Here is a 26077-nt window from a genome sequence, read left to right on the forward strand (position 1 = left end):
GCTGCACCATTAGCCACATGCGTCACTTTGGGGAGGTTGCGGTCCGCCGATGGATGCCGAGTCATCGATCTGCCTGAGTGATCTGGTTCCGGCCCTGCGCTGGAGCCGGCCACAGCAGATCGCCGAAGCCCTGGCCGATCCCCGCCTGCCTGCGGGCTGGTGGTCCTCGGTCACCCTGCCCAAGGCCCTCGGCGTCGCCGGGCTCGACTGGGTCTGCGACCGGCTGGCCCGGCTCTCGGTGTCCCGATGGGACCACCTGCCGCTGAGCGACGTGCTGCCCGCGCTGCACGTGCACACCGTCGATCCCACCCTGCCCGGCTGGGCCGAGCCCGCGCGCTCGGCCCTGGCCGGGCTGGGCGGCTGGTCCCGGCTGCGCCGCCTGACCACCGGAGACCTGAGCGGCCCCTCGGCAGCCGTCTCTCCCGAGGTCGTGGTGACCGCGATGTTCCGCGAGGTGCTCAGCCGGATCCCGATGATCACCGAGCAGCCCGCGCCGGCCGCGGAGGCACCGGCGGAGCAGGCACCGCAGCAGCAGGTCCCACCCGTGCCGCAGCAGGCACCGGCAGCACCCCCGCGGCAGGCTCCGGCCGCAACTCAGCAGGGCCCGGCCGTACCGCAGCAGGCACCGGCCGTACCGCAGCAGGCTCCGGCCGTACCGCAGCAGGCTCCGGCCGCAACTCAGCAAGGCCCGGCCGTACAGCAGCAAGTGCCTGCCGCGCCTCAGCAGGCACCGGCCGAACCCGCCGCCGAGCCGCAGGTCAGTCTCAACGACTACCCGCTGGTCCGCCTGGTGGACAACATGTTCCGCGACTGGGGCCCGCTGGAGCGCGCGGTCGCCGTGGAGCGGCTGTTCGCCGTCGACCCGATCAGCCTGCGGGCGCTGGCGCACAAGCTGAACGCCGACCGCGACGCGCTGTCCATGGCCCAGCGGGCCGCCGAGGAACGCATCCTGCTCTGGCTGCGCTCCTCCGAGTCCGCGCCGCTCACCGGCCACATGTTCGGGCTCACCGAGTGGCTGGGCGCCGCCGCCACGCAGGACCAGCTCATCGGCGCCGACCCCGCGCACCCCGTCGAGGTCCCCACGCTCCGCACCCCGCTCTGGCGGGTGCTGGTCACGCTCATGCCCGACAGACGGCTGCAGGACGGCTGGCTCGTCGTCGGCGATCTGGGGGGCCTGCGCGACCGCACCCGGCAGCTGCTGGCGGGCAAACCCGTCGACGCCGACATGGTCGCGGTCATGGAGCACCAGCTCGGCATCCGCACCCACTCCGCACAGGCTTGGCTGGACGCGCTCGCCACCAGCGCCACGCGGGACGAGACCGTCCAGGACTCCTCCCCCGACGGCGGCAAGCAGCTCCCCCGCCGCACGCCGGGAGCCAACGGCCACCACCACCGCGGCGGCCAGCCGATCCCGCAGGTGAACGCCAACTCCATCGATCCCCGCGCCGCGCTGGCCGCGCTGTCGGCCCTGTCAGGCGGCAACACCCGGCCCCACCTCATCACCAGCCAGCGGGCGCCGATGCACCCGCCGACCACCCCGGCCACCGATCCGAGCCGCTGGCAGCGGATCGAGGTGACCAGCGAGCACCTGCGGGGCGGCCCGGTGGCGGTCCCGGAGGGATACGCCACCCAGCTCGGCATGCGTCCCGGCACGCTGCTGTCGGTGACCGGTCCGGGCGACAACGCGGTGGTGCTGGTCTGGCGTGACCATCCGGTCTTCGACTCCCTACAGCCGGTGCTGATGCGCCTGAACGCCCGGCCGGGCGACCAGGTGTACGTCACCGTGGACGGCTATCGCCTGGACGCCCAGCTACCCAGCTGACAAGCCGGGGCGGCTCACGGAGCCGCCCCACCGGCCGTGACCGGGGCCGGCCCCCACCCGCCCGCCGGCGCCGGGCTCCGCCTACGCCACGGACGCGAGGGCGGGGGCGCGTCGCCGCCGCAACAGGGTGTCGACGGCGAGAGGGCCGCCGCCGCTGAAGGCGATGGCCAGGCTGGTCGCGGCGAGGGTGAGAACGAACTCGTAGCCGCCCTTCTCCACGAAGAAGCCGTTCCCGGCGTGGAGGAACACGATCGCACCGATCATGTCCAGGGCGAGCAGGGGGCCGACGACCGGCAGCCCCGCGCCCAGGATGAAGGCGATCCCGCCGACGATCTCCAGTACGGCCACCGCCGGTGCCGCCACCCCCGCCATCGGGATTCCCAGCGAGCCGAAGAACGCCGTCACCCCGTCCATGCCCATCACCGTGAACTTCTGCCAGCCGTGGGCGAAGAAGACCACCCCGATGACGATCCGCCCCAGCAGCAGGGCGACGGGCCGTATCCGCTCAAGCATGGCAACTCCTTCTAGTTGTTCGAATTTGAACCACACCCTAACTGTTAGTTCAAATTTGAACAAGCCGTAGAATGGCGAGGTGAAGGACACGAGATGGCTCAGCGAGATCGAGCTGGACGCCTGGATGGCCTATGTCACCGCGACACACCTCCTGGAACGGCGCGTCGAGGAGCAGCTGAAGGCCGACTCCGGGCTCACCCACGCCCAGTACGAGATCCTCGCCAAGCTCTCGGCCTCCCCCGAGCGGCGCATGCGGATGACCGAGCTCGCACGCAAGGTGGTCGTGTCGAAAAGCGGGCTCACCTACCAGATCGGCCAGCTGGAGAAGCTCGGTCTCGTCGAGCGGACGACCTGCCCCTCCGACGAGCGGGGAGTCCTCGCCGTGCTCACCGACGAGGGCGTGCGCTGCCTGGAGCGGACGGCGCCGGGCCACGTGGCCGTCGTCCGCGCCTTCCTGATCGACCAGCTCACCCCCGAGGAGCTCCAGGCCATGGCGCGGATCATGTCGAAGGCCGCGGCGGTGATGACGGCGGCGCCGGGCCATGCGACCGAGGCGCGGGCCGGTGCCCGGCGGCCGGGGACCGCGCACCGCACCCCGCCCGGCTGACCCCGGCGGCCGGAGACCGGGGATCGGGGACCGGGGACCGTACCCCGCCCGGCTGACCCCGGCGGCCGGACGCCGCACCACGCCCGGCCGGCCGGCGCCTCGTGCCCGCCGCCCGGCCGGGCCGTACGGCGGCGCTCAGCCGACGTGGACCTGCGGCCGACGGTCCGGGCGGGGTTCGGCCCGCCGGAGGATCTCCCGGGTCAGCGGCGGGACGTCGCCCCCGCCGAGGACGAGATAGCCGAGCAGGGCCATCACCGGGTTGCCCTCGGCCCAGTGGAAGTAGACCTGCGGGATGAGACCGGTGCGGTCTCGCAGGTGGAGCAGGATGGCGGCGATCGCGTTGGCGACCGCGGGGCTCCGGACGGTGAGGACGCGGTGGCCGCCGTCCCGCTCCTCGCCCCTGACCAGGAGCTTGGTGCTGAACTCCGAGGCGTCGGTCACCGTCACCTCCAGGAAGACCACTGGGGCGTCCCCGGGCAGATGGTGCAGCTTGCGGGCGCGCCTCTCCTTCTCCCGGTAGCCGAGATGATCCCTGTCGTCCGGGTTGTCGGCGATCAGCAGAAGTCGTCCCGACGCGGCGGCCTCCTCGGCGAACGACCGCGCCCGGGGATCGAGCCCGACCTCGTCCACCCGGAGTTCGAGGGACCGGCTGGCCCGCGAGACGAAGGACACGACGATGATCGTCGTGATGAAGAACGACGCGATCTTGATGCCTTCGGGACGCTCGAAGATGTTGGCGACCGTGGTGTAGGCGAGCACCAGTGTGATCACCCCGAACACGGCCACCCCCCTGCGGTCGCCCCGGGAACGGGCGGACAGGGTGACGGCCAGGGCGGCGGAGAGGATCACGACCAGCACGCCCGTGGCATAGGCCCCGCCCTGGGCGTCGACGTCGGCCCTGAAGATGATCGTGATGGCGAACGCGACAGCGGTGAGGAGGATCACGAGGGGGCGGGTCGCGGACGCCCACTGCGGTGCCATGCCGTACCGGGGCAGGTAACGCGGCACGATCGACAGCAGGCCGGCCATGGCCGACGCGCCGGCGAACCACAGGATGGTGATCGTACTGACGTCGTAGAAGGTGCCGAAGACCTCCCCGAGATGTTCGTGGGCGAGGTAGGCGAGGGCGCGGCCGTTGGCCCGCCCGCCCGTCTGGAACTCCCCGGCGGGGATGAGCATGGCCGTGACGAGGCTGCTGGCGATGAGGAAGAAGCTCATGATCGACGCGGCAACGGTGAGCAGGCGCCTGGTCCCCCTGATCCGGCCTGCCGGACGCTCGGGATCGTCGTCCTGCGATCCCCGCACCAGGGGCATCACGGCGACACCCGTCTCGAAGCCCGACAGCCCCAGCGCGAGCTTCGGGAAGACCAGCAGCGCCACGCCGATCATGACCAGCGGGCTGGAGTACTGCGCGGTCAGCGCGTTCTCCCAGTGGACCACGGTCTCGGGCCGGGCGAGAAGGTGCTGCGCGGACGTCACCACGATGATCAGGTTGAGCGTCAGGTAGACGCCCACCAGGCCCACCGCGATGCCGATGGCCTCGCTGAACCCGCCCAGGAAGACCCCGGCGAGCAACATGATGAACAGCAGCGTGAGGCCGATGCGGTGCCCGTCCAGGAGGTGCGGGGCGAAGGGGTTCTCGATGACGTGGGCGGTGGCGTCCGCGGCCGACAGCGTGATGGTGATGATGAAATCGGTCGCCATGAAGCCGAGCAGGACCAGCACCAGGAGCTTGCCCCGCCACCGGGGCAGGTGGTGCTGGAGCATGGCGATGGACCCCTGCCCGTGCGGGCTCTCCTCCGCGACGCGGCGATAGATCGGCAGCGCGCCCAGCAGCGTCACCGCGACCAGGACCAGCGTGGCGATCGGGGACAGGACACCCGCGGCCAGGAAGGCGATTCCGGGCTGGTAGCCCAGGGTCGAGAAGTAGTCCACACCGGTGAGGCACATGACGCGCCACCACGGATGCTCCTCGCGTGGGGCCGTCCGGGCCTTCGCGGAGGGCTCCGCCAGCAGCCACCGCGACAGCCGCCCCCTCGGACGGCCGCCTTCCACCCCCACCCCGCCCCGCGTCCCGTCCGGGCCCCCACCCACCACCGTCACTCCCCGTCGAAGATCCGCCCACCGGCCGGAGGCCTCGGCGCGCCCCCTCCACGGGATCCGCGCCACCGGGTTGATACCCACAGGTGAGCGCCGACTTACCCGCTGTTACCGGCGTCTGCGACGTCGTCTCCCTTCCGGCCCCGCCCTCTCCGGGGCCCTCGCTGGACGGCCGTGCCCCCGCCACCTCGGACGGGCCGCCGGATCCGGTCATCCCAGTTATCCCGGTCATCCCGGAGAGCCTGTCATCCCGGAGAGAAGGACATCCGGTACGGCCCGCGCGGGGGGCACGTTCCGCGCGGGCCGTACCGGGTCATGGCTGCGCCGCCGGGTCAGGCGGCGGCGCAGCCGGCCGAGGCCGGCACACCGTTGGTCCCGGACCAGTTGCCGGTGAAGCCGAAGGACGCCGAGGCACCCGGGGAGAGGGCGCCGTTGTGGTCGGCGTTGCGTACCGAGACCTCGGCGCCGCTCTGGGTGTGCCGTCCGTTCCAGAGCTGGGTGACGCTCTGGCCGTTCGGGAAGGACCAGCTCACCGTCCAGCCCGCGATGGCCGCGCCGCCGGTGCTCTTCACCGTCACCTCCGCCTGGAAGCCGCCCTGCCAGGAGCCGACCAGCTTGTACGCGGCCGTGCAGGCCTTCCCGCCGGTCGGGGTCGGGGTGGGGGTGACGGTGGGAGTCGGGGTCGGGGTGGGGGTCACGGTGGGGGTGGGGGTGGGGGTGGGCGGCGGGGCCGCGATGGCCAGGTCGTAGGCCCGCTGCGGCACGAACTGCCCGGCGCCGGCGATACAGCCGTCGGCCTCGCCGGGCAGCTTGATCCAGAGGAACGCGTCGATCATCGAGTCTCCGGTGCCGGTCGTGCTCAACGTCCCGATCGCCCGGCCGCCCGGATCACACCACTCGCCGCCCTGCGGGCCGTTGCCGTTGCGGCTGGTGTCGATCACCGCGCGCAGCCGGGACACGCCGCTGGCGGAGATGACGCTCTTGGCGTACGCCACCTCGGTGGAGCTCCAGCGGTAGTTGGAGACGTTGAGGGAGATGCCGTCGGCGCTGTTGGCGACGTCCGCGGCCCTCAGCCGGGCCCCGGCCTCGGACGCGGACAGCCATCCGGAGTGCCCGATGTCGAAGTAGACCTTCGCCGACGCCGAACCGGCCTTCAGCCTCTTGCCCGCGTACGCCATGGAGGCGTTGGTCTCCTGCTGCTGGGAGGAGCTCATGCAGTTGGTCATGATCGGGAGCACGTCGGGCTCCAGGACGATCGTCGCGGGACGTCCCTGAAGACCGGCCGCGAGCTCGTCGATCCACTGCCGGTAGGCCGCGTGGGTGGGCGCGCCACCCGTGCTCGCGCCGCTGCAGTCCCGGTTGGGGATGTTGTAGACGACCAGGATGGGGGTCTTGCCGGCGCTCGCGGCGGCGCCGACGAACGCCGACACCTGCCCGCGCACCGCGGAGGTGTTGGTCGTGGTGAACCAGCGCGCCTGCGGGACGGCGGCGATCCGGTCGCGGATGACCGGCGTGCGGGAGTCCCCCGGATTGGCCGCGACCCACTTGGCCGCACTGGTCTCGGGGTCGACGTAGAACGGGGAATCGGCCGCGGACGCTCCGGAGGCCGCGGACACCGCGGCACCGGTCACGACCACCAGGGCCGCGCAGAGCGTGGCCAGAATCGACCTTCTTGGCATGGATGGGCTCCTTCGAGGGGGGCATGGGAGCGCTCCCACAATAACGGCGCGACAATCTCTGCATATAGTCCGAACTGTCGTCCGCCCACTCGCATCAGCTCTGAGCTGTGCTGATACCGTCTGCGACCGCTGAAAGTTTCACAGCGCGGCTCCGGCCCGGACCTGGCCTTCCCGATCAGTCCGGCCGGTCGCCGCCGCTCGCGATGAAAGGGCTGTTCCCCATGAGCGTTCCACTGTCCATCCTCGACCTCGCGCACATCCCCGAGGGCAGGACGCCGCGCGACAGCTTCGACGCCAGCGTGGCCCTGGCCCGGCGCGCCGAGGAGTGGGGCTACCGGCGGATCTGGTACGCCGAGCACCACAACATGGCCACCATCGCGTCCTCGGCCACCAGCGTGCTCATCGCCCACGTCGCCGCGCTGACCCGGACGATCCGCCTCGGGGCCGGCGGCGTGATGCTCCCCAACCACTCCCCGCTGACCATCGCCGAGCAGTTCGGAACCCTCGAAACACTCCATCCGGGACGCATCGACCTGGGCCTCGGGCGGGCGCCTGGCAGCGACCAGCAGACCATGCGCGCCCTGCGCCGCGACCCGAGGTCCGCGGACGACTTCCCCCGGGACGTCCTGGAACTGCAGGGATACCTGACGGGCGAGTCCCGGATCCCCGGCGTCGACGCGACGCCGGGGAAGGGCACCAACGTGCCGCTGTACATCCTCGGCTCCTCGCTGTTCGGGGCCAAGCTCGCCGCCGCGCTCGGACTTCCGTACGCCATCGCCTCCCACTTCGCCCCGGACATGCTTGAGGAGGCGGTCGCCGTCTACCGGCGCGAGTTCGAGCCGTCCCCGCAGCTCGACCGGCCGTATGTCATCGCCGGGGTCAACGTCATAGCCGCGGACACCACCGCCGAGGCGCAGGAGCAGCTCCTGGCGGCGCGGCGCAACAGGGTGAAGCTGTTCTTCGGCAGAGGCCGGACGTTCACCCCGGAGGAAGCGGACATGATCCTCCAGTCGCCCGCCGGACGGCAAGTGCTGCAGATGACCAAGTACTCCGCCGTCGGAACCCCTGCCGAGGTGAGGGACTACCTCGACCGTTTCACCGAGCACGCCCAGGCCGACGAGCTCATCGTCGCCACCCAGGCGAGGAACACCGACGCCTGGCTGCGCTCCTACGAGCTGCTGGCGGACGTCAGCGGACTGGTCCCCGCCTGACGGGGCCCACCCTCTCGGCTCCGGCCCCTCCGGCCGGGACGGTGACGACTCCCGCACGACGAACTGCCGGAGAAGAAGACGAACTGCCGGAGAAGAAGGCCGGCAACGGCGGGTTCTCCCCGGTGCCGCCGGGCCGGCCCCTGCGCCGCCCGGTGCGGCCACGTCTCACCGGCTGGGTCCCGTCCGGCGGGTGGCGGCGGCTCGTACGGGAACACGGCCGCGGCGACGGTCCCCCGCCACGGAGCCGCCGGGCCGATGACCTAACGTTTGCCCATGGAACTCGTCGGGAGAATCACCGTTGACCGCCCGCTGCTCGTCCTCGCGGTCAAGGAGGAAGCGCAGTTCCTCGACACGGATCTGCCGGTGCTGTTCACCGGCATGGGCAAGGTCAACGCCGCGGTCGCCCTGGCCGGTGTCCTCGCCCGCGGGCCCCGCCCTTCCCATGTCGTCAACCTGGGCACGGCAGGGGCGCTGCGCCCGGGATGGACGGGCACCCACGTCGTCGGCTCCGTGATCCAGCACGACCTGGACACCGACCTGCTGCGCACCCTCACCGGCGAGACCTACGGAGCGGCGCTGACCCTGAACGCGGACGACGGCCCGGTCCTGGCGACCGGCGACGCCTTCATCGCCGACGAGGCCGCGCGCGAACGCCTGGCGGCCCGGGCCCACCTGGTCGACATGGAGGGCTACGCCCTGGCGACGGCCGCGGCCCAGGCCGGTGTCGCGCTCCGCATCGTCAAGCACGTCAGCGACGACGCGGGCGAAGGCGCGGCGAAGAGCTGGCGCGAGTCGGTGGCCGGCTGCGCCCGGGCCCTGGCCGACTGGGCCACCCTGCACATGCCCCGGCAGTCCTGACCCCACGGAACAGGGCCGGCCCTGGGGCCGCCTCCGCGGCAGGCCCGCTCCCCCGTCCCGTGCGTTCACGGCTCGGAGCCCGGTCAGTCCCGGCTCACGGCTCGGCTCCCTCGGAAGCCCGGCCAGGCCAGGCTCCGCGGCTCGGAGCCCTCCGGGCCCTGACGCGGCTCGGAGCCCGGACCGCCCCGTGTGCCCGCGCCTCAGAGGTCGGACAGGCCCGTGTGCCCGCGCCTCAGAGGTCGGACAGGCCCAGCTCGCGGGCGATCAGCATGCGCTGGACCTCGCTGGTTCCCTCCCCGATCTCCAGGATCTTGGCATCGCGGTAGAAGCGGCCGACGGGGTATTCGTTCATGAACCCGTAGCCGCCGAAGATCTGGGTGGCGTCGCGGGCGTTGTCCATGGCCGCGTCGCCGGCGACGAGCTTGGCGATGGCCGCCTCCTTCTTGAACGGCTCACCGGCCAGCATCTTCTCCGCCGCATGGTAGTAGGCCAGGCGGGCGGTGTGGGTGCGGACCTCCATGTCGGCGATCTTGAACTGGATGGCCTGGTAGTGGCCGATCGGGTGGCCGAACGCCCGGCGCTCGCGCACGTAGCGCAGGGACTCGTCCACGCAGCCCTGGGCCAGGCCGACCGAGAGGGCGGCGATCGCGATACGGCCCTCGTCGAGGGTCTGCAGGAACTGCGCGTAGCCGCGGCCCCGCTCGCCGAGCAGGTTCTCCGCCGGGACCCGGCAGTCGGAGAAGGAGAGCTCCCGGGTGTCGGAGCAGTTCCAGCCGACCTTGGAGTACTTCTTCGAGACGGTGAAGCCCGGTGTCCCGGACGGGACCAGGATCGTGGAGATCTCCTTCTTGCCGTCGGCGCGCTCACCGGTGATGGCGGCCACGCCCACGACACCGGTGATGTCGGTGCCGGAGTTGGTGATGAAGGCCTTCGAGCCGTTGATCACCCACTCGTCCCCGTCCAGTACGGCCGTGGTCCGCATGCCCCCGGGCACGTCGGAACCACCGCCCGGCTCGGTCAGGCCGAACGCGCCCAGCATCTCGCCCGACGTCAGCCGGGGAAGCCACGTGGCGCGCTGCTCCGCCGTGCCGAAGCGGTAGATCGGCATCGCGCCCAGCGACACCGCGGCCTCCACGGTGATGGACACGCTGGAGTCGACCCTCGCCAGCTCCTCCAGGACCAGGCAGAGCGCGAAGTAGTCGCCGCCCATGCCGCCGTACTCCTCGGGGATCGGCAGCCCGAACAGGCCCATCGCGCCCATCTGCCGGACGATGTCGTAGGGGAACTCCTCACGCTCGTAGAGGTCCCCGATCACCGGGGCCACCACGTCGCGGGCGAACGCCTCCACGGTCTTGCGCAGGTCTTCGTACTCGTCGTTGAGCTTGGGCATCGTCACTCCTTGACGTCTTGATCGGTCGCCGGGGCCGTTCCCAGTGCCTGGACGACCCGCGAGGGACTGGGGCGGCCGAGCTTCGCGGCCAGCCAGGTGCTGGTCTCCACCAGCGATTCGAGGTTCAGCCCGGTCTCGACCCCGAGACCGTGCAGCATCCACACCAGGTCCTCGGTGGCGAGGTTGCCGGTGGCGCTCTCGGCGTACGGGCAGCCTCCGATGCCGCCGGTGGAGGCGTCCACCACGGTCACACCCGCCTGGAGTGCGGCGAGGGTGTTGGCCAGTGCCTGGCCGTAGGTGTCGTGGAAGTGCACGGCGAGCCGGGAGGGGCCGCCGAAGGCCTCGATCAGCGCGCTCACGTGGCCGGGGGTGCCGACGCCGACGGTGTCCCCGAGCGACAGCTCGGAGCAGCCCAGGTCGAGGAGCCTGCGGCCCACGGCGACCACCTGCCCGATCGGCGTCGGCCCCTCCCACGGGTCGCCGAAGCACATCGACACGTACGCCCTGACCGTGAGGCCGTGGTCCAGCGCCCGCGCGACCACCGGTTCGAACATCTCGAACTGCGACTCCAGCGTCCGGTTGAGGTTCTTGCGGGCGAAGGTCTCGGTGGCGCTGGCGAAGACGGCGATCTCCCGGACGCCGTGTTCCAGCGCCCGGTCGAGGCCCCGCCGGTTCGGCACGAGCACCGGGTAGCGCACGCCGGGGACCCGCTCCAGGCGGGCCAGCAGCTCCGCGGCGTCGGCGAGCTGGGGTACCCACGTGGGGTGCACGAAGCTGGTCGTCTCGATCACCCGGTGCCCCGCGGCGGCCAGCCGGGCGACGAACTCGGCCTTGACCTCGACGGGGACGACCGCCGACTCGTTCTGCAGTCCGTCCCTGGGCCCGACCTCGTAGATCGTGACCCGCTCCGGCAGGCCCGCCGCCGGCGTCCGGTACGGCTCGCGCATCATGACTCCTCCGGCCCCGCCGGGGTCTCCCCCGGCCGCTCCGCCGCGGCTCCCCGTCCCGCCGCCGGGCTCCCGTACGGCTCGCGCATCACGACTCCCCGTCCCGGTGGACGACCGCCAGCACGGCGTCCATGTCGACCGCCTGGCCGGTGCGTACCGGCAGCTCGGCGACGACCCCGCCGACCGGCGCGGTCACGGTGTGCTCCATCTTCATCGCCTCGACGATGAGCAGCGGCTGCCCTTCGGCGACCTGCTCCCCCGCGGTCACCTTGACCACCAGGACCGTGCCGGGCATCGGGCTGCGGACCACCCCGTCCCCGGCGCCGCCCGCGCCCGCCCGGTCACCGGGGTCGCCCAGGTGGTGTCGGGTGAGTGCCCAGGCGTCGCCGTCCCGGCCGAGCCAGACGGTGTCACCGTCCCGGGCGACGGCGTAGCGCCGCCGGGCCCCGCCGAGGGTGACCAGCAGGTCGTCGCCGTCCGCCGACAGCCTCGCCCGCACGGCCGTCCGGGCGCCGTCTCCGGGCAGGTCCACCTCGGCTCCCGCCCCGGGCAGGCCGCGCACCCGGACCTCGGTCACGCCGTCGCGGCCCTCCAGCCGCCAGGTGGTCCAGGCGGCCTCGCCCAGCCGCCAGCCGTCGGGCACGTCCCACGGGTCGGCCGGTGTCGCGGGCACGCGCTCGTGGTGCAGGACCAGGGCCGCCGCGGCCAGGACGTCGGCGGGGACGGCCTCGCGGGTGACCAGCGCGTCGAGGTGGCGTTCGACCAGGCCGGTGTCGAGGTCGCCGGCGGCCACCTCCGGGTGGGTGACCAGCGCGCGCAGGAAGGCGATGTTGGTCGGCACGCCCAGCACGGTCGTCGCGGCGAGCGCCCCGTCCAGCCGGCGCAGCGCGCTCGCCCGGTCCGGCCCCCAGGCGATGACCTTGGACAGCATCGGGTCGTAGTCGCTGCCGACCACGCCGCCGACCATCAGGCTGGAATCCACCCGGACGTCGCCGGGCTCGTGCAGCGCGAGGACCCGGCCGCCGGTCGGCAGGAAGCCCCGGGAGGGGTCCTCGGCGTAGACGCGGGCCTCGACGGCATGGCCGCGCAGCCGTACCTCGTCCTGGGTGAGCGGGAGCGGCTCGCCGGCCGCCACCCTGAGCTGGAGCTCGACCAGGTCCAGGCCGGTGACCAGCTCGGTGACCGGGTGCTCGACCTGGAGCCGGGTGTTCATCTCCATGAAGTAGTAGTCGCCGGTCGCTCCCTGGACGATGAACTCCACCGTCCCCGCTCCGACGTAGCCGACGGACCTGGCGGCCTCGACCGCGGCCGCGCCCATGCTCGCCCGGGTCGCGGCGTCGAGCAACGGGGACGGGGCCTCCTCGATGATCTTCTGGTGGCGGCGCTGGAGGCTGCACTCGCGCTCGCCCAGGTGGACGACGTTGCCGTGCGTGTCGGCCATCACCTGGATCTCGATGTGCCGGGGGTTCTCCACGAACCGCTCGATCAGCAGGGTCGCGTCGCCGAACGCGGCGGCCGCCGTACGGCGCGCGGACTCCAGGGCGTCCGGCAGCTCCGCGGCCGTGCGCACCAGCACCATGCCCTTTCCGCCGCCTCCCGCCGAGGGCTTGATCAGCGCCGGGAAGCCGACCCGCTCGGCGGCGGCGGCCAGGTCGTCGCCGGGTTCGGCGCCTCCGGGGACGACGGGCACCCCGGCCGCCGAGACGGTGGCCTTGGCGCGGATCTTGTCGCCCATGGCCTCGATGGCCTCCGGCGGCGGGCCGACGAACACCAGCCCGGCCTCGGCGCACCGGCGCGCGAAGGCCGTGTTCTCCGCCAGGAATCCGTATCCCGGGTGCACGGCCTGCGCCCCGGTCGCCGCGGCGGCGTCCAGGATCCGGTCGATGTCGAGGTAGCCGCCGCCGAGCCGTACGGCGATGTCGGCCTCGCGGACGTGCCGCGCTCCGGCGTCGGCGTCGCTGTGCACGGCGACGGATCGGATGCCCAGTCTCCTGAGCGTGCGGATGATCCGGAGGGCGATCTCGCCCCGGTTGGCGATGAGAACGGTGTGGAACATCATGAGCGGCCCCCGCGAGGCGGCTGGGGAGCGGGTGGGTGAGTCATGGGTGCGGTCACATCCGGAAGACGCCGTAGCCGACGGGTTCGAGAGGGGCGTTGGCCGAGGCGGACAGGGCCAGGCCGAGGACGGTGCGGGTGTCGAGAGGGTCGATGACGCCGTCGTCCCACAGGCGGGCGGTGGAGTAGTAGGGGTTGCCCTGGTCCTCGTACTGCCTGCGGATGGCGTCGGGGTCGGCGTTGCCGACCGTGGAGAGCACGTTCGCGGCCTGCTCGCCGCCCATCACCGAGATGCGCGCGTTGGGCCACATCCACAGGAACCGGGGCGAGTAGGCACGCCCGGCCATCGCGTAGTTGCCCGCGCCGAACGAGCCGCCGACGACCACGGTGAACTTGGGCACCCGGGCGCAGGCGACGGCGGTGACCATCTTGGCGCCGTGCTTGGCGATGCCGGCGGCCTCGTACGCCTTGCCGACCATGAACCCGCTGATGTTCTGCAGGAACACCAGGGGCACGGCGCGGCGGTCGCACAGCTCGATGAAGTGCGCGCCCTTGAGCGCGGACTCGCCGAACAGGATGCCGTTGTTGGCGATGATCCCGACCGGGTGGCCGTGGATGTGGGCGAAGCCGGTGACGAGCGTGGCGCCGTACTCGGCCTTGAACTCCAGGAACCGGCTGCCGTCCACGACCCGGGCGATGATCTCGCGCACGTCGTACGGCGTGCGGGTGTCGGCGGGGACGATCCCGTAGAGGTCGCGCGGGTCGTGCGCCGGCTCCTCTGCGGGGACGCGCTCCCACGGGGACGGGGGGCGCGGGGCGAGGGTGGCCACGATGTCGCGGACGATCCTGAGCGCGTGCGGGTCGTCCTCGGCGAGGTGGTCGGTGACGCCGCTGACCCGGGCGTGCAGGTCGCCGCCGCCCAGCTCCTCGGCGGTGACCTCCTCCCCGGTCGCCGCCTTCACCAGCGGCGGGCCGCCGAGGAAGATCGTGCCCTGGTTGCGGACGATCACCGCCTCGTCGCTCATCGCCGGGACGTAGGCGCCGCCCGCCGTGCAGGAGCCGAGCACCGCGGCGATCTGCGGGATGCCGCGCGCCGACATGGTGGCCTGGTTGTAGAAGATGCGGCCGAAGTGCTCGCGGTCGGGGAAGACCTCGTCCTGCTTGGGCAGGAACGCGCCGCCGGAGTCGACGAGGTAGACGCACGGCAGGTTGTTGTGGAGGGCGACCTCCTGGGCCCGCAGGTGCTTCTTGACCGTGACGGGGTAGTAGGTGCCGCCCTTGACGGTGGCGTCGTTGGCGACGACCACGCATTCGCGGCCGGAGACGCGGCCCACGCCGGTGATGATCCCGGCGGCGGGGGCCTCGTCGCCGTAGAGCCCGGTGGCGGCGAGCTGGGAGAGCTCCAGGAAGCGTGAGCCCGGGTCGAGCAGGGCGTCCACCCGGTCGCGGGGCAGCAGCTTGCCGCGCGACACGTGTCTGGCCCGGGACTTCTCCGGACCGCCCAGCCCGGCGACCGCGAGCCGCTCTCTCAGGTCCGCGGCCAGGCGCTCGTTGACCTCCGCGTTGCCCTTGAACCCCTCGCCACCCGGGTCGCAGGCGCTCCGCAGCACCGGCCAGCCACTCATGCGAGCCCCCTTGTCCGGCTCCGTCGCCGTGGGTTAACGGTTACTAACTCCGCTCCCGATGTTAGTCATCATTAACCTCACCGTCTACCATGCGAGGTGTGACGACTGCCCAGCCCCTCACCCGCAGTCGCGGGTCACGCCGCACGGAGATCCTGGACGCGGCCGCCGCGCTGTTCGCGGCGCGCGGTTTCCACGGCACCTCCATCGAGGACATCGGCGGCGCGGTCGGCACCTCGGGCCCCGCCCTCTACCGGCACTTCAGCGGCAAGGAGGCCCTGCTGGCGGAGATGCTGCTGGATGTCAGCGAGCGCCTGCACACCTCGGCGGCCACCCGCGTGACCGAGGCCCCGGACGCCGAGCACGCCCTGGACGCCCTGCTCACCGGCCAGATCGAGTTCGCGCTCAGCCATCCCGCGCTGATCACCGTGCACGACCGCGAGCTCGGCAACGTCCCCGAGCCCGCCCGCCGGCAGATCCGCCGCCTGCAGCGGCTCTACGTGGAGGAGTGGGTCACCGTGCTGAGCGAGCTCTACCCGGGCTGCCCCCCGTCACGCCTGCGCGCCGCGACCCACGCCGTCTTCGGCCTGCTCAACTCCACCCCGCACAGCGCGGGTGAGCTCGACCCCGAGGCGATGGCCGGGCTGCTGCGGAGCATGGCCCGCGCGGCGCTCGCCAGGGTCCAGAGTTAGGGATCTTTAACGTTCATCGGCCCTGGACGCCCGTGGCCGCCTCCCCGGCGGCCATGGGCGTCCCGGTCTCAGCGGCTCTCGTGACGGCGCTGGCACAGCATGCAGAAGCGGGCGAGAGGGCGGGCCTTCAGCCGCTCGAAGGGGATCGCCAGCCCGCAGCCGTCACAGCGGCCGTAGGTCAGCTCGGTGACGTCCCGGAGGGCCTGGCGCACGACGGCGAGGTTCCGCTCGGCGGAGACGATGTCGGCGAGGAGTCCCGACTTCGCCGAGACCTCCACCGCGTCGTCGTTCACCGCGGTCTCCAGGTCGGCCAGCTGCCTGGTCCAGCGGAACAGCTGTCCCTCCAGCTCCTCGCGGATGGTGTCGAGCTGGACGGTGCTGAGGTGGGTGTCGACGGACATGATGTTCTGGTCCTTTCGGAAAGTGGGGCACGCGGGGAAGTGAGGTGGGGAAGAGGCGCCGGCGGGCCGGGCCGCGGCGGCAGGGCGGCAGCGGCGGACCGGCCCGGAGGCCGGGACCGCTCCCGCCGGACGGGGCCGGTCCGGCCGGATGGGACCCGGCCCGCTCCGGTCCGGGGTGACATGAGCCGGCTCGAATCAGCCCAAACCAAACCGACTCGAAACTGCCTGAACCGGCCACGGGTGGTGGCGCGGGCAGGCCGGGGCGGGCCCGGTCAGTGCCGCGCGGTGTGCCCGCAGACGGCGCAGTACCGGGCATGGGGGGCGCGGCGCAGGCGGTCCAGCGCGATGAACGCCCCGCACCGGCGGCAGGTGCCGTAAAGGCCGAAGTCCAGCCGTTCGATCGCCGCCTCGATCTCGGCGACGGCCTTCCTGGCTCGCTCGACCCGCCTCCAGGCGAGCGGGACCGGCCCGTCCGCCGTCGCGGGTCCCGGCACCCGGTCACACCCGGTGAGGGAATCCCGCTCCGCCCGCGCGACGGCGAGCCGCTCGTGCAGTAGGGCGCGCAGCTCCTCCAGCTGCGCGGTGTGCCGCCGGTACTCCTCCAGCAGCCTGCTTGCCGATCTGATGTCACCCATGACGACATCGACTCCTTGAATGACTCACCGTGGCGCGGGCCTGCGACGGCCCGCCGAGGTGAAAGCCGGATCCCGGGCACGCGCGGGCGTACGGCGGCGCATGACCGGGGGAACTCCTGCCGGGCCCGTGGCTCGGCGGAGGTCGGAAAAGAGGATGGAGTCTAGGAAGGCGGCGGGCTGCGCAGGGTGACGATCCGCTGGACACCGCGCCGGGGGTTGGCCGCCGGGCCCGCGTTCAGCCAGGCCAGCAGCACGAGGACGGAGGCCACCGCCACGGCGCTCACGCCGAGGAGATGGCGGAGCTGCCCCACCGTCGGCAGGTGCTCCGTACCGCCCGGGATGAGCCTCGGCGCGGTCGACGGGTGCGCGCCGACGGTCTGGGGAATCCAGAGGCTGGTGTCGGCGTCGGCGGGACGCCACCCGCCCGACCACGAGGAAGGGGCCACGGCCGACAGCACGACCGCGAGAACAAGGCCCACCACGGCCGCTGCGGCAGTGGGCCTGGGTGTGACCCACCGCGGTTCCCTCATCGTCTCGACCATAGCTCACCCCCCGCGAAAGGGCACTTCACACGACGGCCCGGGTTTCCCCGGCCCTCTCATGCGCCCCGGCCCGGCACCTCGCCCACGTGACGGGGATGGCCGCCGCGACTCCCGGTGACCACGCGGAGGGGGCGAGCCTGAGGGGGAAGTCACATGGGCAGGGAGGCGGGGTTGCCCGCAGGAGGGGCCACCGCCACCGGCCCGGAGGCCGGGGCGGGCTGCATGGGCAGCGGCACCATCGACACGCAGTCGTACTGCGGGCACGGCGTGGTGGAGCACTTCTCGGGGGAGGGCACGCAGATGTGGCCCGGACCGCATTTGACCGTCGCACACGGCGACATGGGCGGGCACAGACTGCCCACGCGGATGTCCTTCCAGGTGACGGAGCCGATGGTGACGGACCCGATGGCGACGGCCGGCAGTTCGGCGGGCTGGGCGACGGGCGCGACGGGCGACTGCTCGGGCCCCGGAACGGCGGGCGCGACGGGCGGCGGAGTGGCCACCGGGACGGCGGGTGCAGCGGGCGCGACAGGCGCAGCGGGCACAGCGGGTGCAGCGGGCGCGGCAGGTGCAGCGGGCACGGCAGGCGCGGCGGGTGCAGCGGGCGCGACAGGCGTGGCAGGCACGGCGGGCACGGCAGGTGCAGCGGGCTCGACGGGCGCGACAGGCTCGACGGGCGCAGCGGGTGCGACGGGTGCGACGGGCGGCGGTCCGGCCGCCCAGGCGCCGGACACCCCGGTCAGCGGCCCGGCCGCGACACCCACGACCAGCATCAGGATCACTTTCCGCAGCATTCATTCCCCAGTTGTCATGATCGGCTCTGACTTCCAGGAGAGATGCTCGCACCGGCCATGCCTGCTCCGGGCAAAGCGAATCTCAGCAAGCCGGATGGCTTGCCGGGAGCCGCTCGTCGCCGTCGCACCAGAGGTTTCCGCCAGGCGCGCGGCCTGCCCGGGACCTGCCGTTCCACAGGGAGCGCGGCCCTCCCGGGACCTGCCGTTCCGCAGGGAGGACGCCGTCGCACGGGGACACGGGAGCGGCCCGGGTGCTCGAGCACCCGGGCCGCCGTCCGTTCAGGCCCGCTCACGGGGAGCGGGCCTCGATCTCACCGTCAGCGCCTGACGACGCCGACGTAGTCACTCCGGCTGGAGTCACCGTAGAAGTCGCCGTCACCCTTGAAGACGAACTTCCAGTAGCCGGACTTGTAGGTCCTGGCCTTGGTGTAGAGGTTGCCGCTGCCGTTGGACCGCGTGGTCTTGACGTAGCTCCACTTGTCCGAGCCCTTGGCCTTGAAGTACAGCGCGACCTTCGCGCGGTAGCCGTCCCAGCCCGACGAGTCGTCCACCTGGAGCTTGCCGGTGAACTTCAGGTAGCGGCCGTAGCGGCCGGGCTCCGGCGAGGCGTTGAACTTGACGAGGCGGCTGGCGGCGCGCTCCGGCTCCGGCTGGGGCCGGACGACCGTCACGTGGTCGGTGCCGCTGCTGCTGCCCCTGACACCGTCGGCGCCGGCGAACACGGCACGCCAGTGACCGGAACGCCTGGCCGTCACGTCGGCGCCGAAGCGGCCGTAGCGGTCGGTCCAGTCGCGGGCCACGTCGTCCCACCGGGACGAGCCGTCGGCGCGGAACAGGATGACGACCTTCTTGCCCGAGTAGCCGTCCCAGCCGTGCCGGGTGTCGAGCTGCAGGCGTCCGCGGAGGCTCAGCCTGTCACCCTCCTCCACCCGGTCGGGCCGGGCGTCGAAGTCGACGATCCGGCTGTCGACGACCCTGGGGGCGACCTTGACGTCGACCCGGTCGGTGTCGCTCACCGAGGCGCGGGCGCCGCCGTTGCCGGCGAACTCCGCACGCCACCAGCCGGTGGCGTCGGCCTTGACCCTGGCCTTGAACCAGCCGCTGCGGCCGGTCCCGACCTTGGCGACGTGCCGGTAGGCGTCGGTGCCCTTCTCCCGGAAGGTGATCGTCACGGGCTGGCCGCCGTATCCGCTCCAGCCGCCGCTGTCACGCAGCAGTTTGCCGGAGACCTCGATGCCGGCGCCCTTGGCGACGTCGTCGGGAGAGGCGTCGAAGTCGACGATCTTGGTGTCGAGGGCCTTCCGGACCTCGACGGCGAACTTGCCGCGCGTCGAGTCCTCCTTGCCGTCGCCGCTGTGGGCGATCGCGAGGAAGCTCCACTGCCCGGTGGCGCTCTTGGCGTCGAACGACTTGGACGCGGTCCACTTGGTCTCGGTGCCGTGCGGGCTGGGCTTCAGGTCGAGCGAGGTCCAGGCGCCGACGCCCGGCGCCTTGATCTGGAACTCGGCCTTGCCCGCAGCGGTCGTGGTGAAGCTGAACTTCGCCGTGACCGGCGATCCGGTCACCACGACCGGGTTGGGGTCGATCTCCACGTTGGAGACGACGGGGTCCGCTGAGGTTCCCGCCGCAGCTGTCGCGGAGGGAGCGAGAGCGAGGGCTCCGGCTCCCATGGCCACCGCGACGATAACGGCTCGGGTGCGTTGCAACATTCGGGTTGTCCATCCTCCCCGTTGGCTGAACGCGGCATGAGGGTGCCACGTTACTTCTCTCAAGTAGACGTACAGAGAGGGCAATTGGTTGATAGATCTGACAAGTTGTTATTAATAACTGTCGAATAGGATCGGTCCACCACCTCTTTAAGGCCCAAAGACCTCAACGCCGGGGACGGGAGCCGTCGAGGAGGACATAATCGAGCTGTGGCGCGCGACACTGTTGAGACTCATTTCACCGAGGCGGTGACCGCCCTCTCCCCCGGGGCCCCGCGTGATCCCGGCATGCCCGTGCGGGAGGGGACGACCCTGACCGGCGCCCGATGCCGCGAGCTGTTCGAGTTCCAGCTCGGCAGCAGGCTCCTGGACGTCGCCTCGCGCTGGCTGCGCGAGCACGGCGAGGGTTTCTACACCATCGGCTCGGCCGGGCACGAGGGCAACGTCGCGGTGGCGGCGGCGGTCCGGGTCACCGACCCCGCCCTGCTGCACTACCGCTCGGGGGCCTTCTACCTGGCCCGGTCCGTGATGGCGGGGCGCCTGCCCGAGGAGGGGCTGCGCGACGTCCTGCTGGGCCTGACCGCCTCGGCGGAGGAGCCGATGGCGGGCGGCCGCCACAAGGTCTTCGGCCACCCCGACCTGGCGGTGATCCCGCAGACCTCCACGATCGCCAGCCACCTGCCGCGCGCGGTGGGCGTGGCCTTCGCCATCGAGCGCGCCCGGCAGCTCGGCCTGGCGGGCGCGTGGCCCGGCGACGCGATCGCGGTGTGCGGCTTCGGCGACGCCTCCGTCAACCACGCCAGCGCCCTGTCCGGGCTCAACACCGCCGCCTACGGCTCCTACCAGGGGCTGGCCATGCCGGTGCTGTTCGTCTGCGAGGACAACGGCCTGGGCATCAGCGTGCGGACCCCGGACGGCTGGGTGGAGGCCGCCCGCCACCGGCTGCTGGAATACTTCGAGGCCGACGGCTGCGACCTGGCCGACGTCCACGACGTGGCGAGGGCCGCCGCCGAGCACGTCCGCAGGCACCGCTCCCCCGCCCTGCTGCACATCAGCACCGTCCGGCTGATGGGCCACGCCGGCTCCGACGTGGAGCTGTCCTACCGGACCAAGCGGGAGATCAACGCCGACCTGGAGCGCGACCCGCTCGTCGCCACCGCCCGCCTGCTCGTCGAGGCGGGCCTGACCACGCCCGACGAGCTGCTGACCCGCTACGAGACGACGCGCGAGCACCTGTTCAAGATGGCCATGGAGAGCTCCCGGCGCTCCCGGCTGACCTCGGCGGTCGAGATCATGGAGCCCCTCGCCCCCCGCACCCCCGAGGCCGTCGCCCCGGCCAGCACGGTGGCCGCGGCTTCGAGGGAGAGGGCCTTCGGCGGCAGGCTGCCCGAGCTGGAGGGCCCGCTGACCCTCTCCCAGGCGATCAACCGGACCCTGGCCGACACCCTGGCCGCCCACCCCGACGTGCTGGTCTTCGGCGAGGACGTGGCCCGCAAGGGCGGCGTCTACGGCGTCACCCGCGGCCTGCAGAAACGCTTCGGCGCGGGCCGGGTGTTCGACACGCTCCTCGACGAGCAGGCCGTGCTCGGCCTGGCACTGGGGTCGGGCGTCTCCGGGCTGCTGCCGGTGCCCGAGATCCAGTATCTGGCCTACCTGCACAACGCGCTGGACCAGATCCGGGGCGAGGCCGCGACGCTTTCGTTCTTCTCACGCGGCGCCTTCCGCAACCCCATGGTGGTCCGCGTCGCCTCCTACGCCTACCAGAAGGGCTTCGGGGGCCACTTCCACAACGACAACTCCGTCGCCGCGCTGCGCGACATCCCCGGCCTGGTCGTCGCCTCTCCCGCACGCCCCGACGACGCGGCCTCGATGCTGCGCACCTGCCTGGCCGCCGCCCGCACCGACGGCAGCGTCTGCGTCTTCCTCGAACCGATCGCCCTCTACAACACCCGCGACCTGTTCGACGACGGCGACAACGGCTGGCTCTCGCCGTACGCGCCGCCGGCCCGCTGGGCGGAGACGCACGTCCCGATCGGCCGCGCCCGCAGTTACGGCGACGGCCGCGACCTGACCATCGTGACCTTCGGCAACGGCGTGCGGATGAGCCTGCGCGCCGCGGTCAGGCTCACCGCGGAGGGATACAGCTGCCGGGTGCTGGATCTGCGCTGGCTGTCGCCGCTCCCGATCGACGACCTGCTGCACGCGGCGGAGCTGACCGGCAGGGTGCTGATCGCCGACGAGACCCGCCGTACCGGCGGCGTCTCGGAGAGCATCGTCGCCGAGCTGCTCGACGCCGGTTTCACCGGCAGGATCGCCCGGGTGACCTCCGCCGACAGCTTCATCCCGCTGGGCGACGCCTCCAGTCATGTGCTGCTGTCGGAGGGCGAGATCGAGGCCGCCGCCCGCAAGCTGCTGGGCTGAGCCCGGCGAGGCGGGCCGCCTGCCGGATCGGCACCGGGGGCGGCCGCGGGATCATCCGAAGACGTCGGACACGTACCTGCCGTTCCGCTCGACCTCGGCGGCCCACGCGGTCGCGTCCTCGCCGGTGCTGCCCGTCGCGTCCTGGTAGATCCTGACGAGGTTCTCCCGTACGGCGGGCGCCATGTGACGGCCGTCGCCGCAGACGTAGACCGTGGCGCCCTGCCGGAAGAGGTCGCGGACGCGGTCACGCTCCCGCCAGACGCGGTGCTGGACGAACGTCACCTCCCCCTCCGGCTGGTGGGTGAAGGCCGGGAGCACGCGGACCGCGCCGTCGGCCTCCCACCGTGCCAGCTCGTCGCGGTAGAGGAAGTCCACGTCGGGGTGGTCGCAGCCGAAGAACAGCAGCGTCTCCCCGAGCGGCTCGCCGGCCGCCTTCCGCAGGGCCCTCTCCTGGACGAAGCCGCGGAAGGGCGCGATCCCGGTGCCGGCGGCGATCATGATGACCGGCGTGCCGTTCGAGACCGGAGGCTGGAACGGCACGTTCGGCCGCCGGACGGCGATGGGCACCCGGTCTCCCGGGCGCAGCCGGGCGAGGTAGGTGGACGAGATGCCGCGGAACCTGCCCACGCCGGACAGGGCTGGGGCGTCCACCACGCCCACCGTCAGGGTGCAGTGCGCCGGGTTCCAGCGCGGGGACGACGAGATGGAGTACTGCCGGACCCTCATCGCGGGCAGCATGTCCAGGAACTCCCCGAAGGGCGTGTCGAGCGAGGGGTGGGTGTCGAGCAGGTCGAGCACGCTCACCCGCCTGTCGAGGATCTCCTGCCGGTGCCGTACGGGGTCGCCGGCCAGGGCCGACAGGCGGTCGCGGTCCGGCGGGCACTGGGCGTGGCGCGCGAGCCGTTCGAGGTCCTTGCGCGTCGCCGGGGCCGACAGCTCGACGTGGTGGCCGAGGAGCTCCCGCACGGAGACGGGCTGCCCGGTCGGCAGCGACGCGGCCATGGCGCCCCGGCTGGAGTGCAGGACGACGGCGGCGTCGGTCTGGATCCCGAACCGCCGGGCCGCCCTCTCCACCAGCTCGGGGTGATTCTCGGGCAGGACGGTGAGGTAGTCGCCGGCCTGGTAGGTCGTGCCCTCGGGAAGGGCGAACTCGATGTGCCGCTTGGAGCGCCCCAGCGGGGAGCCCACGTCGACCAGCTCCCGGTTCTCCACCACGGTGGCCAGCCCGAGCCGGTTCTGCGCCACCAGCTCGGCGCTCGGCGAGGGGATCACCTCGACCTCGTACAGCGGGCCGGTCTCGACCCCGCCCTCCTTGACGCCGAGGCTGTCGCCGAGGCTCTCCCAGAACGGGGCGTACCAGCGTTCGAAGTCACCGAAGAAGTCGCCGCCGGCGTCCGCCTCACCCCGGGCGACGACCCGCTGGGCGCCGGCGCCTTGGAGCCTCTCGTCGATCATGGTGGGGACGGCCTGGTAGGTGGAGAGCCAGTCGCGGCTGCCGCACCCGAAGACGGCGTACCGTACGCCCTCCAGCGCGCCCCGCGGGACGTCGGAGAGCCAGGTGACGAAGTCGCGCGCGTTGTCCGGCGGCTGGCCGTTGTAGGAGGCGGTCACGACGACGACCGCCCCCTCGGCGGGGAGCCTGCCCACGTGCTCGTCGAGCGGGGCCACCCGGGCGGCGTATCCCCGGGCGGCGGCGTCACCCGCGACGCGCCGGGCGAACGCCTCGGACGCGCCGGAGTTGGAGCCGTACAGCAGCAGCAACGGGGTGCCGTGCGCGGTGACGGGCCTGTCCTGCGGCGGGGCCGACGGCTCGGGCGCGGGGGCCGCCCGTTCGACGGCCTGCCGGACGCGCGCGCGGATGCGCAGCCCCTCGGGCTTGAGGGTCAGCGTCTCCTTGACCTTGAGGTCGTACGGTTCCGGTGCCCAGAACTCGAACCGCTGCAGCAGCATCGACAGGACCAGCGTCGCCTCCTGGAGCGCGAACGCCCGCCCGATGCAGGAGCGGCTGCCGTTGCCGAACGGCAGCCACGCCTTGTCGGGGAGGTTCTCCCGGGCGCCCGGCGCGAACCGGGCGGGGTCGAACCGCTCGGGATCGTCCCACACGGAGGGGTCACGGTGCAGGGAGGGCGTGAGCACGAACAGCACGTCGCCCTTCTTGAGCGGGTAGCGCCCGGCGAGCACCGTGTCGTGCTTGGCGTGTACGGCGAACGCCGGCGCGGTCGGGTACAGCCGGAGCGTCTCGCGCAGGATCCGGTCGATGTGGCCGAGCCGGGAGAGGTGTTCGAAACGCGGCATCTCCGCGCCGAGCACGCGGTCGACCTCGTCGCGGGCGTGGCGGAGGAGGTCGGGGTTGTCCAGCAGCAGGTGGACGGCGAACGACAGCAGGCCGCTCGTCGTCTCGTGCCCGGCGATCAGGAAGGTGACGAGCTGGTTGCTGATGTTGGCGTCGTCGAGCCGCTCCCCCGTCCGGGGGTCGGCGGCGCCGAGCATCAGGCCGAGCAGGTCGCGCGGGGCCTCGCCGGGATCGGCCTGCCTGCGCCGGGCGATGAGCTCGTCGCAGACGTCGTGCATGAGCGCGGCGTCGGCCTCGTACTGCCGGCGGCTGACGAACATGAGCTTGTTCTGCAGCGGCACGCGCCGGGACCGGCCCCCCGCCTCGCTGAGGGCCCGGACCATCGCGTCGATGAAGGGGTGCATCTCCCGCTGGTAGAAGGAGTTGAAGCGGTAGCCGAACCCGCTGAGCGCGATCGTGTCGAGCGTCAGGCGGGTCATGTTGTCGGCCACGTCGATGTCCTGGTCGGCGCCCAGGCGCTCCCACTTGGTCAGCATCTGGTCGGCGATGTCGATCATGTCGTCGAAGTAGTTCCGCATCGCCGCGGGACCGAACGCCGGCATCAGGATCCGGTGGGCCCTGGCCCAGTTGGGCTCGTCGCCGTAGGCGGTGAACAGGCCGTCTCCGGCGAAGTCGCGGATGTGCTCCAGCGGCCCGTGCACGTGCTTCTCGAAGCGCGACTCGTCACAGGCCTCCGCCACCAGCTCGCGCGAGCTCAGGATGAGCATCTCCCGCCCGGGAACGCTCATCCGGAAGACGGGTCCCAGGTCGGCGGCGAGCCTCATCATGCTCTGCACCGGCGCACCGGAGTCGATCTCGGGCGCGTTGCCGACGATGGGGCGCATCGGAGGCTGGGGGATCCTGGCGGATCCGGCGTGGTCGGTCATGTCTGTCTCTCCCCCGGAAAGAAATGGTGGTGGTCAGCGCGGCGACGTCACGGGGACACCGGCCGCGCTCCCGCTCGGGCCGCGGCGATCCGCTCCGTCACCGAGGCCGCCCGGCCGGCCGGCACGCCCGCCGCGATGAGGCACGCGGTCGTCGCGGCCACGGCGTCGCCGTTCTCCCAGGCCCCGTCGTTCACCGCCTGGAGCAGTCCCAGCGTCATCGACTCCACGGCGTAGGACAGCACCGGCGCCGGCAGGTGGCCGCTGAACACGCCGAGCCGCTGCCCGATCTCCAGCAGCTCGGCGGTCTTCTCCCGCACGGGACGGAGCAGCTCGTGGATCCCGGCGCTGGTCAGGTTCCGCTGGGCCAGTGCGATGAGCAGCCGGTAGCGGTCGCCGACCTCCCAGACGGCCAGCGTGAAGCGGGCCATCGCCTCGTCGGGCGAGTCGGCGTCGGCCTGGCCGCGGTGGAAGGCCTCGGTGACCTCGCGCGCCGCCTGCTGGGCGATGCCGTCGATCAGGGCGTCCCGGCTGGGGAAGTGCCCGTAGAGCGTGCGCCGGACGACCCCCGCCGCGCGGGCGACGTCGTCCATGCTCGCCTGCGGGTTACGGCTCAGCTCCTGGGCGGCGACCGCCAGGATGCGCCGCCTGTTCGACCGCGCGCGGGCACCGCCCGTGGCGGCCGTGTCCGAGACGTCCATGCGACCCCCTCCCCTCAACTGCTCATATATCGGTATTTGCACACTGCTGTGCAGTTAACCAACTTGCTCAGTGATGTGCAAATCAGCGACGCTCCCGGTCGGGGTGAACACGATCACCCCATGGCGCCGGCCCGGACCGGGCGGCGGGTCGCCCCCGCCCATGCG

Annotated in this window: 20 protein-coding genes; 6 read left to right on the top strand and 14 right to left on the bottom strand. The window is 72.4% G+C overall.

Annotated elements, in window-relative coordinates:
- Positions 1-49: 49 nt before the first annotated feature.
- On the top strand, positions 50-1822 hold the full coding sequence (locus SROS_RS30915; protein ID WP_012892852.1) for a hypothetical protein: 1773 nt from the start codon (positions 50-52) through the stop codon (positions 1820-1822).
- Positions 1823-1903: 81 nt separating this feature from the next.
- Here SROS_RS30915 and SROS_RS30920 read toward each other — a convergent pair whose 3' ends face one another.
- A complete protein-coding gene (locus SROS_RS30920) occupies positions 1904-2335 on the bottom strand; it encodes a DoxX family protein (RefSeq protein ID WP_012892853.1) in 432 nt (143 codons plus the stop codon).
- Positions 2336-2414: 79 nt separating this feature from the next.
- Between SROS_RS30920 and SROS_RS30925 the strand changes: the two genes are divergently transcribed.
- A complete protein-coding gene (locus SROS_RS30925) occupies positions 2415-2942 on the top strand; it encodes a MarR family winged helix-turn-helix transcriptional regulator (protein WP_012892854.1) in 528 nt (175 codons plus the stop codon).
- A gap of 135 nt (positions 2943-3077) precedes the next feature.
- Here SROS_RS30925 and SROS_RS30930 read toward each other — a convergent pair whose 3' ends face one another.
- Both SROS_RS30930 and SROS_RS30935 read right to left on the bottom strand, forming a co-directional pair.
- Positions 3078-5036 (bottom strand): APC family permease, encoded by a 1959-nt coding sequence (locus tag SROS_RS30930; RefSeq protein WP_148269254.1) that lies wholly within the window; start codon positions 5034-5036, stop codon positions 3078-3080.
- Positions 5037-5374: 338 nt separating this feature from the next.
- Positions 5375-6721, bottom strand: coding sequence for a glycoside hydrolase family 6 protein (locus tag SROS_RS30935; RefSeq protein ID WP_012892856.1), 1347 nt, complete (start codon positions 6719-6721; stop codon positions 5375-5377).
- Between the two features lie 221 nt (positions 6722-6942).
- Between SROS_RS30935 and SROS_RS30940 the strand changes: the two genes are divergently transcribed.
- Both SROS_RS30940 and SROS_RS30945 read left to right on the top strand, forming a co-directional pair.
- The gene (locus SROS_RS30940; protein ID WP_012892857.1) at positions 6943-7932 is read left to right on the top strand and encodes an LLM class flavin-dependent oxidoreductase; all 990 of its coding nucleotides are present in this window, start codon (positions 6943-6945) and stop codon (positions 7930-7932) included.
- Positions 7933-8205: 273 nt separating this feature from the next.
- Entirely contained in the window at positions 8206-8790 is a 585-nt protein-coding gene (locus SROS_RS30945) for a nucleosidase (RefSeq protein WP_012892858.1), read from the top strand.
- Positions 8791-9022: 232 nt separating this feature from the next.
- Here the strand turns inward: SROS_RS30945 and SROS_RS30950 are convergent, their stop codons facing one another.
- From SROS_RS30950 to SROS_RS30965, 4 genes are all read right to left on the bottom strand, one after another.
- On the bottom strand, positions 9023-10180 hold the full coding sequence (locus SROS_RS30950) for an acyl-CoA dehydrogenase family protein (protein ID WP_012892859.1): 1158 nt from the start codon (positions 10178-10180) through the stop codon (positions 9023-9025).
- 2 nt (positions 10181-10182) lie between these two features.
- Positions 10183-11130 carry a hydroxymethylglutaryl-CoA lyase gene (locus tag SROS_RS30955; RefSeq protein ID WP_012892860.1) on the bottom strand — a complete coding sequence of 316 codons (948 nt, stop codon included), beginning with the start codon at positions 11128-11130 and terminating at the stop codon, positions 10183-10185.
- An 85-nt stretch (positions 11131-11215) separates the two neighbouring features.
- Entirely contained in the window at positions 11216-13183 is a 1968-nt protein-coding gene (locus SROS_RS30960; protein WP_043657121.1) for an acetyl/propionyl/methylcrotonyl-CoA carboxylase subunit alpha, read from the bottom strand.
- Positions 13184-13238: 55 nt separating this feature from the next.
- On the bottom strand, positions 13239-14807 hold the full coding sequence (locus tag SROS_RS30965) for a carboxyl transferase domain-containing protein (protein ID WP_012892862.1): 1569 nt from the start codon (positions 14805-14807) through the stop codon (positions 13239-13241).
- Between the two features lie 89 nt (positions 14808-14896).
- Here SROS_RS30965 and SROS_RS30970 point away from each other — a divergent pair, with 89 nt between their 5' ends.
- A complete protein-coding gene (locus SROS_RS30970) occupies positions 14897-15496 on the top strand; it encodes an SACE_7040 family transcriptional regulator (RefSeq protein WP_012892863.1) in 600 nt (199 codons plus the stop codon).
- A gap of 68 nt (positions 15497-15564) precedes the next feature.
- Here SROS_RS30970 and SROS_RS30975 read toward each other — a convergent pair whose 3' ends face one another.
- The 5 genes from SROS_RS30975 to SROS_RS46320 form a co-directional block, all read right to left on the bottom strand.
- Positions 15565-15897 (bottom strand): TraR/DksA family transcriptional regulator, encoded by a 333-nt coding sequence (locus SROS_RS30975; protein ID WP_012892864.1) that lies wholly within the window; start codon positions 15895-15897, stop codon positions 15565-15567.
- Positions 15898-16169: 272 nt separating this feature from the next.
- On the bottom strand, positions 16170-16532 hold the full coding sequence (locus SROS_RS30980; protein WP_012892865.1) for a TraR/DksA family transcriptional regulator: 363 nt from the start codon (positions 16530-16532) through the stop codon (positions 16170-16172).
- A 161-nt stretch (positions 16533-16693) separates the two neighbouring features.
- Positions 16694-17062, bottom strand: coding sequence for a hypothetical protein (locus tag SROS_RS30985; protein ID WP_148269255.1), 369 nt, complete (start codon positions 17060-17062; stop codon positions 16694-16696).
- Positions 17063-17223: 161 nt separating this feature from the next.
- Entirely contained in the window at positions 17224-17577 is a 354-nt protein-coding gene (locus SROS_RS52395) for a hypothetical protein (protein WP_012892867.1), read from the bottom strand.
- 608 nt (positions 17578-18185) lie between these two features.
- Positions 18186-19577 (bottom strand): hypothetical protein, encoded by a 1392-nt coding sequence (locus SROS_RS46320; protein WP_012892868.1) that lies wholly within the window; start codon positions 19575-19577, stop codon positions 18186-18188.
- A gap of 207 nt (positions 19578-19784) precedes the next feature.
- Between SROS_RS46320 and SROS_RS31000 the strand changes: the two genes are divergently transcribed.
- Positions 19785-21995, top strand: a complete 2211-nt coding sequence (locus SROS_RS31000; RefSeq protein WP_012892869.1) for a thiamine pyrophosphate-dependent enzyme — start codon at positions 19785-19787, stop codon at positions 21993-21995.
- 51 nt (positions 21996-22046) lie between these two features.
- On the opposite strand, the gene SROS_RS31005 is transcribed toward SROS_RS31000, so the two are convergent.
- Together SROS_RS31005 and SROS_RS31010 are read right to left on the bottom strand one after the other, a co-directional pair.
- The gene (locus tag SROS_RS31005) at positions 22047-25214 is read right to left on the bottom strand and encodes a bifunctional cytochrome P450/NADPH--P450 reductase (protein WP_012892870.1); all 3168 of its coding nucleotides are present in this window, start codon (positions 25212-25214) and stop codon (positions 22047-22049) included.
- A gap of 47 nt (positions 25215-25261) precedes the next feature.
- Positions 25262-25912 carry a TetR/AcrR family transcriptional regulator gene (locus tag SROS_RS31010; protein WP_012892871.1) on the bottom strand — a complete coding sequence of 217 codons (651 nt, stop codon included), beginning with the start codon at positions 25910-25912 and terminating at the stop codon, positions 25262-25264.
- Between the last annotated feature and the right edge of the window lie 165 nt (positions 25913-26077).

The sequence above is a fragment of the Streptosporangium roseum DSM 43021 genome, from assembly GCF_000024865.1.
GTDB classification, from domain to species: domain Bacteria; phylum Actinomycetota; class Actinomycetes; order Streptosporangiales; family Streptosporangiaceae; genus Streptosporangium; species Streptosporangium roseum.

Coding starts and splice junctions, on each gene's coding strand:
- SROS_RS30915 (WP_012892852.1), top strand. CDS start 50: ATGGATGCCGAGTCATCGATCTGCCTGAGTGATCTGGTTCCGGCCCTG.
- SROS_RS30920 (WP_012892853.1), bottom strand. CDS start 2,335: ATGCTTGAGCGGATACGGCCCGTCGCCCTGCTGCTGGGGCGGATCGTC.
- SROS_RS30935 (WP_012892856.1), bottom strand. CDS start 6,721: ATGCCAAGAAGGTCGATTCTGGCCACGCTCTGCGCGGCCCTGGTGGTC.
- SROS_RS30940 (WP_012892857.1), top strand. CDS start 6,943: ATGAGCGTTCCACTGTCCATCCTCGACCTCGCGCACATCCCCGAGGGC.
- SROS_RS30945 (WP_012892858.1), top strand. CDS start 8,206: ATGGAACTCGTCGGGAGAATCACCGTTGACCGCCCGCTGCTCGTCCTC.
- SROS_RS30950 (WP_012892859.1), bottom strand. CDS start 10,180: ATGCCCAAGCTCAACGACGAGTACGAAGACCTGCGCAAGACCGTGGAG.
- SROS_RS30955 (WP_012892860.1), bottom strand. CDS start 11,130: ATGATGCGCGAGCCGTACCGGACGCCGGCGGCGGGCCTGCCGGAGCGG.
- SROS_RS30960 (WP_043657121.1), bottom strand. CDS start 13,183: ATGTTCCACACCGTTCTCATCGCCAACCGGGGCGAGATCGCCCTCCGG.
- SROS_RS30965 (WP_012892862.1), bottom strand. CDS start 14,807: ATGAGTGGCTGGCCGGTGCTGCGGAGCGCCTGCGACCCGGGTGGCGAG.
- SROS_RS30970 (WP_012892863.1), top strand. CDS start 14,897: ATGCGAGGTGTGACGACTGCCCAGCCCCTCACCCGCAGTCGCGGGTCA.
- SROS_RS30975 (WP_012892864.1), bottom strand. CDS start 15,897: ATGTCCGTCGACACCCACCTCAGCACCGTCCAGCTCGACACCATCCGC.
- SROS_RS30980 (WP_012892865.1), bottom strand. CDS start 16,532: ATGGGTGACATCAGATCGGCAAGCAGGCTGCTGGAGGAGTACCGGCGG.
- SROS_RS30985 (WP_148269255.1), bottom strand. CDS start 17,062: ATGAGGGAACCGCGGTGGGTCACACCCAGGCCCACTGCCGCAGCGGCC.
- SROS_RS46320 (WP_012892868.1), bottom strand. CDS start 19,577: ATGTTGCAACGCACCCGAGCCGTTATCGTCGCGGTGGCCATGGGAGCC.
- SROS_RS31005 (WP_012892870.1), bottom strand. CDS start 25,214: ATGACCGACCACGCCGGATCCGCCAGGATCCCCCAGCCTCCGATGCGC.
- SROS_RS31010 (WP_012892871.1), bottom strand. CDS start 25,912: ATGGACGTCTCGGACACGGCCGCCACGGGCGGTGCCCGCGCGCGGTCG.